This window comes from Affinundibacterium fentianense, assembly GCF_018139545.1.
GTDB classification, from domain to species: domain Bacteria; phylum Pseudomonadota; class Gammaproteobacteria; order Burkholderiales; family Burkholderiaceae_D; genus Undibacterium; species Undibacterium fentianense.
The window spans coordinates 1-282 of sequence record NZ_JAGSPJ010000042.1; the positions used below are offsets into that span (position 1 = coordinate 1).

Here is a 282-nt window from a genome sequence, read left to right on the forward strand (position 1 = left end):
CGCATCAATCAAAACGCCTTCGTGATTGCTTTGCAGGCAGTTGATTTCCACGCCTAGCCGCTTGCCGGTTTCCACACACAGCGCTTCCACATCGGCCAGCGTATTGTGGCCGTATTGCGCTGGCTCGCGTTGACCTAGTAAGTTGAGATTAGGGCCGTTTAATACCAAAATTGAGGGCATGGCTGATTCCTTAGGAAGTGGTAAGTCGATGCCGAATAATAGCAGGACGGCCCGCTAACTACATAGAATGGAAGCCGATAAGATTGCCTTCGGTATCATTCA

1 protein-coding gene is annotated in these 282 nt (G+C 50.4%); it reads right to left on the minus strand.

Going from position 1 to position 282, the window contains the following annotated elements; translation table 11 throughout:
- The coding region (locus KDM90_RS17695) for a type II 3-dehydroquinate dehydratase (protein ID WP_212676947.1) at positions 1-180 on the minus strand (180 nt) is incomplete at its 3' end.
- Positions 181-282: the final 102 nt, after the last annotated feature.